The 3952-nt window shown below is 35.1% G+C and carries 2 protein-coding genes; both read right to left on the bottom strand.

Features of this window, described 5'->3' with window-relative positions:
* Window positions 1-980 (bottom strand): PorP/SprF family type IX secretion system membrane protein (locus AADI82_RS14205; protein ID WP_341217081.1); only part of this gene is annotated, 980 nt, incomplete at its 3' end.
* 102 nt (window positions 981-1082) lie between these two features.
* Window positions 1083-3952 (bottom strand): gliding motility-associated C-terminal domain-containing protein (locus AADI82_RS14200; RefSeq protein WP_341217080.1); only part of this gene is annotated, 2870 nt, incomplete at its 5' end.

The raw sequence follows: 3952 nt of genomic DNA, 5'->3' as shown, positions 1-3952 counted from the left end.
TCTACATTCGCTGGATTTTTACAGATTAAGCAATCTGCTAAATACGTTATAGATAGTTCGTAAATACCATCAGTTCTTCCAATCTTAGAGGTGTTAAAATCATAAGAAAAACCAAAACGAAATCGTTCTAATTCTAATCCAATAAAAGCATTTACAGAGGTTAGTAAATGACTGTTCATATTGTTCTTGGCAGGATTTGTAACAGCCATAGCACCTAGCATCAACTTTTCTAGTTTAACCGTTGTACCAATATCTAATCTGTTATACTCACCCTGTTGCATATAATTAAGCGAGATAAGCATATCGTTATAATCAAAATAAGGAAATTTATAATTAGCGTGTATGGAATAAAAAATATCTAGCGGCACGTTGTTATTGTCAACAAACGAAATATTGGGTTTGTTTAAGTGTTTTATAGAAGCTCCTAACCATAAATCAGTATCATTTCTTGTGTTTTTTTTATCAAAAACAAAACCTGCAGAAAAATCGAAAAACGTAACATTTTCGTTAGCGTTCATTGCAAAAACATCTGAAGATATTGGATTTATAGTGCCTGCACCAATATTAATTTGATCGGATAAAACCAAATTCCTAAAATTAAAAGATTTAGTACCAAAACCAACTTCAATGGCAGGTCTAAAATACCAATCGTTTGCTAACCGCACATGGTAGGAGTAATTGATATTTCCTTGTAGATGATTGTAATTGGTGTTATTTTCATGCTGATTTAAAATGCTTAAACCAATTCCGCCTACATTTTCTACCCAAGTGTTAAAAAAAGCATATTCGGTATCGACTCTTAAATCTAGACTGGGCCATTGGGTTCTGTGAATGAGTCCGAAATAAGTAGCATCTTCAAACCCAGAAAACCCAGGGTTTAGGGTTTCGGGTACCTGAAAATATTGTGTAAAAACAGGGTCTTGTGCATTTGAATGTAAATACAGGCAACTTATAATAGCAATAATTACTTTTAATTTCATGTGTTTGTACTTATTGTTTTTTTTAATGGTCACATGTAACATCCATATAATCATTATTGCTTGTGACTAATTTTTTTGTCATGGATGTTTCATTCTTTTAAATTACTTGATTAATACAAAGGCACCTTCTGAGGTAATGGTTTTTCCGTAAAAGGTGTCACCAGAAAACTTGAAGTAATAATTCCCATTTTCAGCTTCAGAATCTTTTATTTTACCATTCCATCCTTTTAAGTTTTCGCCAACTTCAGAATACACTAAACTGCCCCAAGTATCGTAAATATCTAATTTCATATTGCTTAGCCCAATAAACGACGGGTTGAAAAAATCATTCATTCCATCATTATTTGGTGTAAACGCATTAGGCATTATTAGGGCATAGCCTTTTTCAATATTTAATGTGATAACTTTAGTATACACACACCCGAAAGGGTAGGTTACGGTTTGTGTTACAACGTAAGAGCCAATAGCTAAATAGGTGTGTGTTGGATTTTCTTCACTTGAAAAATTACCATCACCAAAATCCCAAGACACACTTATATAATCACCAATAGAAGTATTTGTATATTGAATGGGGTCTTCAATAGAATAAAAACCATAAGTACTAAACCCTGTGGAGTTTTGATTAAAATCGGCATCGCCCAAAACTGGGATTTCAACATTGTGCGAATAACTAGTAGTACAACCAAAACTATCAGTAACATCAACAATTACTAAGCCATCTTGATTGGTATTCATTATTTCATTGTTTGTACCGCTAATTGTTCCGCTAGACCAATTAATTTGATAAGGAGGAACACCGCCAGTTACTTGTGCTACAAAAGTTTGGTCAACAAAACGGGTTTCACAATCAAAATCAGTTTGGGTTTCAACTGTAATTTCAAGTGGGTCAAATCTATTAACTGTCCAGCTATCTGAAATACTACAGCCATTAGCGTCTGTAACAGTAAGTGTATAATCTCCTGGAGGCGTGTTGGCTAAATCTTCAGTATTAGCGCCATTAGACCACGAGTAAGTAAGTGGTAGTGTACCACCAGTAATAATGGCGTTTATAGCTCCGCTATTGGCATCATCACAATCTAAAGCATCTGTTGTATTTGCTGACAATGTTAAAGCTGCAGGTTCGGTTATAGTAAAAGTTTCAGTAATTACACAAGGCGTACCATCTGTAATGGTTACGGTGTAAGTTCCTGGACCGATATTGTTGCGCTCAACGCCAGCACTAGCATCGTCATCCCAAACCAAAGTAACAGGATTTATACCGCCAACTAAATTTAAACTGATGCTTGCATCATTTTCACCAAAACAAGACACGTTATTTACAACAGGGTTTATGGTGAAAATAGGAGCTTCATCTATAATAATAGTAGCTTGTTTTTCACAATTTGTATCGTCTGTAACTGTAATCGTGTACGTTCCAGCAGATAGATTGTTTTGAACATTTCCTGAGCCTAAATTACTCCAAGCTATAGTGTAAGGAGGATTCCCTCCAGAAATATTATTGATAGTTATTGATGCATTATTGTCGCCATAACACTCAATTTCGGTGGCAGTATAATCGATTATGATTTCATCAGATTGATCTAAAATAACTTCTAAATCATCAGTACAGCCAGATTTGTCTGTAACTACTAAATTATATGTCCCAGCAATTAAATTTGAAATATTTTGAGAGCTGCTTGTAAATCCATTTGGTCCTGTCCAAGCATAATTATAATCAAAAACACCTGCTGAAACTTCAATAGGTCTACCACCAATAACATCAATATTGATAGTACCTGTAGCATCTCCAAAACAAATAATATCTACTTGATTTATTAAACTAGCTTGAAGCAAATCGGGTTCAATAATGGAGAAATTTTCTACTATAGGCGTACAATTGTTGGCATCGGTAACTGTTACTTGATAGTCACCTGGACCTAAATTTGATAAATCTTCGGTAGTATCAAAAGGATTTCCGTTTCGTGTCCAATTGTAAGTATATGGAGTTGTACCTCCAGAAATATTAATATCAATTTCGCCATCATTTGCACCAAAACAGGAGATCGTTTCTGGGTCGAAATTAATTGAACTAAAAATGAGTTCATCAGGTTCTAAAATGGTGAAAGTGTCTGTAAATGGACAACCGCCGTCATCATTAATCACCACGGTATAATCACCAGGTTCTAAATTAGAAATGTCTTCGTTGCTACTTGTGAATCCATTTGGTCCAGCCCAAGAAATTTGATACGGATTGCCTGTTGAAAAAGGCACACCACCAGTTATTGAGATATCAAGAGAACCATTATTTGCTAAATAACAAGTGCTATTTATTTGATTGTTTGTAATGCTTATGGAAGGATTAACGGTTACGGTAATGGTAAAATCAGTACCAGCGCAAATACCAGAAATTGGAGTTACTGTATAAGTTGCCGTTGCTGGATTTGTGGTATTGTTGGTTAAAGTTTGACTAATATCAGGTTGTGGTGTGTTTTCACTTGAAGCTCCTGTAATTGCCCCAGCTGGATTTATAGTTGGATTAGTCCAAGTGTAACTTGTGCCTGTTGGAACAATATCTCCTGTGGATGAATCAGGAATAATTTGAAAGCTTACGCCACTACAAATCGTTATCGCTTTATCTGAAATATTTGGTGTTTGATTAATTGTGATTTCTGCAGTTTGTGAGGTTATTTCAGTACAACCACCAGCGGAAAATGTAACGATACAATAATAATAAATCGTTCCAATATTCGTTGCAGGTGGATTGTAAGTTGCGTTAGTTTCGCCAGTAATAGCAGTTCCTGTTAAGTTATCATTAATTGTGTTAGAATACCATTGATATGTTGGTGTTCCCACGCCATTGGCAACTGCAACTGACAACGTATTTAAACTTTCACCAAAACAAATGGTTTCGGAAATGGGTTGTGCAGTAAAGTTTGGTGCTGCATTAACTGTAACCAAAGCTGTGTTGCTTATAACACTACATCCAGGATCTG

The organism is uncultured Wocania sp. (genome assembly GCF_964021735.1).
Lineage (GTDB): Bacteria > Bacteroidota > Bacteroidia > Flavobacteriales > Flavobacteriaceae > Wocania_A.
The sequence above is the reverse complement of the archived record's forward strand: the minus strand, read 5'-3'. Positions and strand labels throughout refer to the sequence as shown.